We start from the raw sequence: 6,156 nt of genomic DNA, 5'->3' as shown, positions 1-6,156 counted from the left end.
TTCCTGACGATCCAATAATGTTAAGCGAGTGCGTTTGTGTATGTTCATCTACAGTATTCTCCTGAATACTGTAAACAACGCTAGGAATTCTTACAACTTATGAAACCTTGCTGAAGGATGTCAAAGCCGATCCCGGCAAATCGCGGACGGAAACTTATGAGGACCGGGCGAAAAAACGCTTTGTCGACGAACCGGCGGCGATGAAGCTGTTGATCGTGGTCGACAAGCTGCTGACCGGTTTCGATGCGCCCAGTTGCACGTATTTATACATCGATAAATCGATGCAGGATCACGGCTTGTTCCAGGCGATCTGCCGCGTCAATCGGCTGGACAGCGACGACAAGAAGTTCGGTTTTATCGTCGACTACAAGGATTTGTTCAAGAAGCTGGTGAACGACAAAGGCACCGGCGCGATTCAAGTGTATACCGGCGAACTGGATTACGATCAGTTTGAAGCCGGGGATTGCGACATCCTGCTGCAAGACAGGCTGAAAAAAGGCCGCGAGTGGCTGGATGACGCGCTGGAAGAATTGGAACTGCTGTGCGAGAAGGTGGAGCCACCCAAGGGCGATCTGCAACACATGCATTATTTCTGCGGCAACCCGGAAATCCCGGACGATCTGAAAGCGCGCGAAGTGCAGCGCACGGCGTTATACAAAGCCACCGTCAACCTGATCCGCGCCTATGCCAACATCGGCGACGATATGGAAGCCGCTGGTTATAGCGTCGATGCGGTGGAACATATCCAGCGCCGCGTCGATCATTACCTGAAATTACGCGATATCATCAAAAACGCCGCCGGTGAAAAAATCGATCTGAAAGCGTATGAAGCGGACATGCGCTATTTGATTGACCGTTATATCCAGGCGGAGGAATCGGTGGTGATTTCGCCGTTTGGCGATATGCCGATTTTGGAGATCATCGAGAAAAGCGGCATCGCCGAAGCCATCGGCGCTTTACCTGCTGGCATTAGAGTCAACAAGGAAGCGGTGGCCGAAACCATCGAAAACAACGTGCGCAGCCACATCATCAGGAACCATCTGCTCGATCCGGCTTATTTTGAGAAGATATCCAAACTGCTCGATGAAATCATCAAACAGCGTAAGCAAAATGCCATCAATTACCAGGACTACCTTAAAAAGATTGCCGATCTTGCCAGGCAAGTTTCAACAAAACAACCGGACAATCTGCCGGAATCGTTGAATACCCAAGCCAAGCGCGTGCTGTATAGCAATGTAGGCGAAAACGAGGCGCTGGCGTTGCAACTCAATGACGCAGTAAAAGATCACAAGCAAGATGGCTGGCGCGGGAATCAGGCAAAAGAGAACGAGATTAAACGCGCCATTTTCGACATCGTGAAGGATGCCGACGAAGTCGAGCGGATTTTCGCCATCGTCAAACAGCAACGTGACTACTGAAATCCTGACGATGAAATTGAATGACCTGGATGTGGAAGTTATCCATAAAAACATCAAGAATGTTCATCTCAGCGTCTACCCGCCGGATGGCAAGGTCAAAGTATCGGCACCGTTCAGCATGACGCCGGATATCGTGCGGGTGTTTGTGATATCCAAGCTGGGATGGATAAAAAAACAGCAAAACAAATTGCGTGCGCAGGAACGCGAAGCGCCACGGGAATATATCGACCGCGAATCCCATTTTGTCTGGGGCAAGCGTTATCTGCTGAGGCTTGATGAAAAAGACGCGCCACCGTCCATTGAGTTGAGGCACAGCAAAATGTTGCTATCGGTACGCCCTGGGACGAACCGGGGAAAAAAGCAGGTTATTCTGGAAGCCTGGTATCGCAACAATCTCAAACAATCGATTCCGGCATTGATTGAAAAGTGGCAGCCACGCATGGGTGTATCCGTGCACAGGTTTTACGTGCAAAGAATGAAAACCAAATGGGGCAGTTGCAGCGTTCATTCCAGCAGTATCCGTATCAATACGGAATTAGCGAAGAAACCGCAGGCTTGTCTGGAATATATCGTTGTGCACGAAATGACTCACCTGCTGGAACCATCACATAACAGCCGTTTTATCGCTTTGATGGATCAATTCATGCCGAAATGGCGGTTTTACCGTGAAGAACTGAATCGCTTACCTGTTAGGCATGAGGATTGGGGGTATTGATCTTACTTCAACAACATCACGCCATTTTGTACGAATCTCTCAGGCACTGAATCAAGCAGCAGTGAATGACAAATAGAGCAAGTTATTGCAAATAATTATTTGTTGTAAAATACCAATAAATATTACGATTCAATATCGGTAACTTTGCATGGAGGCGATTATGCCTGTACAAAAGAATACCAGTGTGACACTGGGTGAACATTTCGAGAAATTTCTAGCTCACCAAATTGAATCGGGACGTTATGGTTCGGCCAGCGAAGCTATACGGGCGGGGTTGCGATTACTTGAAGAACGTGAAGCCAAACTGGAAGCATTGCGGCGCGCTTTGATTGAAGGTGAGAAAAGCGGCACATCGGATTATTCTTTGCAAGGCATTCTGGATGAATTGGAAAGCGAAAATTAGATGGGATCGTTTACCCTGACGCAAAAGGCCAGGGACGATATGCTTTCGATTGGCCGGTATACTCGTAAACAATGGGGAAAGACGCAACAAAAGCGTTATCTGATTCAGCTCGATGCGGCCTTTCATGATCTTGCGCATAATCCACAAATCGGGCGCGTATGCAATGATATTCGGGAAGGTTATTATAAGTTTGGTGTTGGTAAGCATTTGATCTTTTATCGCCATAAAGAAAAAGATCAAATTGAAATTGTTCGCATCCTGCATGTCCGCATGGATATTGAGCAGCATTTATAAGTGAGTTCAGCGGCAAATTTGTGTCATTGCTATTCCACAACCAAGACTTTTGAAAATCAGCCAAGACTAATGGGGGATTTGCGAGACTGCAACTAAGACCCCGTATTATATGAGTCTTAGTTGGTCTTGAGTGGTCTGGATTAGACCACTTATTGGGACGGCGGCTACCGAATAGATATTACAACACGATATTAATAAAGTAATATTTTATTCTAACAAAACCATGCTACCCCAATAGTTACCCCATTATAAAAATTCTATTCCGCTTCAACATTTATTTTTCCACGCATCATTTTAAAGCGCCCTGAATAATTGCAAGCAAAATTAATTGTGCCACTATTAGTAAAGTGCCAAATGAGTTCTTTGTGCTCACCAGGTAGCACATCTATGCGGTTAGATCCTGTATGCTTCATATAGGGGTGTAAGCGCATCATTTCTGCATGCTCTTTCATATGACACATGGTGACAATTATGTATAAAGCTTCAGTAAGTAACGTGTAATTACTAAGGAAGTCATGATGAAATGAGTTGTCATCACTTCAAGAAATTAAGGATGCATACAAATAATATGTTTATTTATTTCTCTATGTAGGTACAGCTACTTATTCAAACTTCCTTGTGTACAATTACTAATTATTCCATTGAATAGGCCACACAGAAAAAGCAGTAAAACATGATTCTTGGTTCTTACTTAATATAAGCGCAGTCACTGTGTGGTAAATCAGTTAATTGCAGTTCCGATATCTGATCACACAACTGGTCAATGCCAAGCCGATGAGCAGCATTGCGTAGACTGATGGTTCCGGAACCGGTGTCATTACGCCGAACAATCCATGGCTTTCATCGTCAGGACCGGCGGTGAAATACAGCAAATGACTGCTCCCAGCCAAGCCATCGTTGCCGGGTGATATCGCCCAAAGCCCGTCGATTACAAGTGGATTACCGTCATTGCCGAGAACTTGTCCTAGAAATGCGTGCGTTGCGGGATCAAAGGCGCTGATGTGGCCATCGCCAAAGTTACCGACCAGCAGCGCACCGGCCATTGAACCAAAGGAAGATGGTGCAATCGCCAAACCCCAAGGTGCATTCAAGCTACCACCCGTGGCAATGCGGGCAAGAAAATTTCCCTGCTGATCATATGCATCCACGAGACCCAGCCCTGGTCCAGCAACTTCATCCGGTGAAAGTGGATCTTGCTGAGCATAAGTTACGTAAAGCGTACCACCCAAGTTTTGTATATTGAATGGCGCATAACCCGATGGCAAGCTTGGATCGGTGAATGTGCCGGTGAGTGCCGGAGATAAGGTGGAGCCTTTATACACATCGACTGCACCCGTATGAAAATTGGCTGCATAAAGGTAGCTATCACTGCCAATTGTGCTGAAGGCCGCACCTTTATAGAGCGAAGTGGCGGATGCGACAGCGAGCGTTTCGGCGGTCGAACCCAAAGCTGGGCGCCATCCGGAAACAGTACCGTCTTCGCTGACGAACAAAAACCGGTCGCCATTAAAAGCACTCGTGCCGTTGAAAACCTGCCCCGTAACACTGCCTGCACCCGGGATCGTAACAGTTAACGCTGACTTGCTGGTCGCTTGAGTCGCCGGGTCAACGCTATATAATGGAGATGTTCCGGTACCATTGGCAGATACCCAGAATGGTCCTGTCGGTGCGTAGGATAATCCCCAGGCATTGATCAGACCGGGATCGGTAATTTGTGCGGCATGAGCACTTTGGTCATCAGTGACGAGGTTATTGATATTGAATAATACAGCGTGGGAAGGAAGTGCGAATGTGACTAAGAATAGGCCAGTTACGAATGCTGCACGATGGAGTCGGATTTTATGCATGATAAAGCTCCTTTAATTACTGGCCGGTGCATTGAAAGGCATATACGCCAAGTACTAAATGTGCAACGACCAGTGCAAAGATTTAAGAAATAAAGATAATAAGCACTTTCATTTAAATTGAATTATTTTGTAGCCTGCTTAAAATGTCTTACAGCATCAGTAGCCGCTTGCTTGGCTGCGTCAGTATTTCCACTGTCGCTTTCCTTGACAGCGTCATTCAAACACTTAATACCGTCATACATGACTTGATTCCGCTAATACGTTCAATGAGAAAAGAGTCACGAATCAAGTGCTAATAAATAATGTAAAAATTTTCATGTGCATTTTTACAACTCATCTTAGGTTTAGTTTAACGATGATCAGAACATAAAATTGTTATTTTTATCATTTGCTTTTATTAGAAGATCAGGTGGATACGAATTCGAAAATCGCCGCAATAATATTTATATTGGTGAACTTCAAATTCCACTAATTCCTTGAATCAATCAGAGAATTTCTTAATCCTTCCATTTTCATACTAGAGATACTGGATCGATAAGTGAATAAGCATTATGCTTATTTTTACTGTAGTTGTTTGCTTACAAATATGGATTGTAAACCCAGATATGAGGATACTCTTTAGGAGAATTAATCCCATAAGGCAGTTGCACTCGGACGCCTTCGGTTGCGGACAAGCTGATGTATGCCCCGAAACCACGGTTATTCATCACAAAACCCATCGCTATAGCCAATACTTCCACTAGCGATACATTCTTGGGAAGCTGCAACCAACCACCAGCGATCCCTTTGTAGCCAACTACAAGTTTTGGATATTCCTCCTTGGAATATCGACGAATGATCTGGCACTCATCCAACCAACGCATAATAGTTTGCTTACCTTCTGGAGTTTTTTTTACTTTTAGTGAGGCATTTTCCGCGTAAACTAAATAAACGGTAGTTCGTACAAGCGCATCAGGGATGTCATCCCCGTACAAATGGCGGATATGCGCCAAGGTCGATTTAATTGAAGCTTTGAGAGGTGTACCGGCCGCGCTGATATTGCAAGTTCGCGTCAGTGATGCTTGTAAGCCGTATTCTGACGATGGGGTGATTCATATCAACCAATTCGTCACATACAGGCCGATGACGTTGCGAGCCTTTGGATTGATGATTGGACATGGTTTGCTCATTGTATCCCGTCAGCGCAAGTTGGACAAAATAGCCTGATTGCATAAGAGAGAGTTTTGGCTCATCGTAACCCTAAAAAAGGAACGATGATGACAGAGAAGAACATTCAAAACCGCAGTGTTGAGAAAACCGTACGCGATATACGCCGTACCACCCGCCGCAATTATTTAGATCATTATTAGAAGCATGTAAAACAGCTAAAATTGAACCACCGATAAGTATAAATAGCGGTGTAAAAATGTACCACTGAGGCGCGCTAAATTTCGTCGCAATCGCGGAATAAAAGTGTACCAATCTTAAGCCTGTAAGCTG

9 protein-coding genes are annotated in these 6,156 nt (G+C 45.3%); 5 read left to right on the top strand and 4 right to left on the bottom strand.

Going from position 1 to position 6,156, the window contains the following annotated elements:
• The first annotated feature begins 107 nt into the window (after window positions 1–107).
• The 4 genes from BLU57_RS15325 (at window position 108) to BLU57_RS15310 (ending at window position 2,830) form a co-directional block, all read left to right on the top strand.
• Window positions 108–1,418 carry a type I restriction enzyme subunit R domain-containing protein gene (locus BLU57_RS15325; protein WP_090322807.1) on the top strand — a complete coding sequence of 437 codons (1,311 nt, stop codon included), beginning with the start codon at window positions 108–110 and terminating at the stop codon, window positions 1,416–1,418.
• Window positions 1,408–2,133 carry a M48 family metallopeptidase gene (locus tag BLU57_RS15320; RefSeq protein ID WP_256206334.1) on the top strand — a complete coding sequence of 242 codons (726 nt, stop codon included), beginning with the start codon at window positions 1,408–1,410 and terminating at the stop codon, window positions 2,131–2,133. The genes BLU57_RS15325 and BLU57_RS15320 overlap by 11 nt, the downstream gene beginning before the upstream one ends.
• Window positions 2,134–2,293: 160 nt before the next feature.
• Window positions 2,294–2,536, top strand: a complete 243-nt coding sequence (locus BLU57_RS15315) for a type II toxin-antitoxin system ParD family antitoxin (RefSeq protein ID WP_090322802.1) — start codon at window positions 2,294–2,296, stop codon at window positions 2,534–2,536.
• Entirely contained in the window at window positions 2,537–2,830 is a 294-nt protein-coding gene (locus BLU57_RS15310) for a type II toxin-antitoxin system RelE/ParE family toxin (RefSeq protein WP_090322796.1), read from the top strand. It abuts the gene before it with no gap.
• A 257-nt stretch (window positions 2,831–3,087) separates the two neighbouring features.
• Here the strand turns inward: BLU57_RS15310 and BLU57_RS15945 are convergent, their stop codons facing one another.
• From BLU57_RS15945 to BLU57_RS15295, 4 genes are all read right to left on the bottom strand, one after another.
• Window positions 3,088–3,282, bottom strand: coding sequence for a cupredoxin domain-containing protein (locus tag BLU57_RS15945; protein ID WP_143027009.1), 195 nt, complete (start codon window positions 3,280–3,282; stop codon window positions 3,088–3,090).
• A 273-nt stretch (window positions 3,283–3,555) separates the two neighbouring features.
• Entirely contained in the window at window positions 3,556–4,677 is a 1,122-nt protein-coding gene (locus BLU57_RS15305) for a TIGR03118 family protein (protein ID WP_090322794.1), read from the bottom strand.
• Between the two features lie 122 nt (window positions 4,678–4,799).
• Window positions 4,800–4,919: a small metal-binding protein SmbP gene (gene smbP / locus BLU57_RS15300; RefSeq protein ID WP_090322791.1), complete on the bottom strand. Its 120-nt coding sequence runs from the start codon at window positions 4,917–4,919 to the stop codon at window positions 4,800–4,802.
• Window positions 4,920–5,255: 336 nt separating this feature from the next.
• On the bottom strand, window positions 5,256–5,651 hold the full coding sequence (locus BLU57_RS15295) for a hypothetical protein (protein WP_090322786.1): 396 nt from the start codon (window positions 5,649–5,651) through the stop codon (window positions 5,256–5,258).
• Between BLU57_RS15295 and BLU57_RS15290 the strand changes: the two genes are divergently transcribed.
• The gene (locus BLU57_RS15290; RefSeq protein ID WP_090322783.1) at window positions 5,635–5,883 is read left to right on the top strand and encodes a hypothetical protein; all 249 of its coding nucleotides are present in this window, start codon (window positions 5,635–5,637) and stop codon (window positions 5,881–5,883) included. The two genes, BLU57_RS15295 and BLU57_RS15290, sit on opposite strands and share 17 nt — an antisense overlap.
• The last annotated feature ends 273 nt before the right edge of the window (window positions 5,884–6,156 follow it).

Origin of the sequence: Nitrosomonas oligotropha (assembly GCF_900106555.1) — a bacterium.
In the GTDB taxonomy this organism is placed as follows: domain Bacteria; phylum Pseudomonadota; class Gammaproteobacteria; order Burkholderiales; family Nitrosomonadaceae; genus Nitrosomonas; species Nitrosomonas oligotropha_A.
Note: the sequence above shows the minus strand (reverse complement) of the source record. Positions and strands in the feature narration are given on the sequence as shown.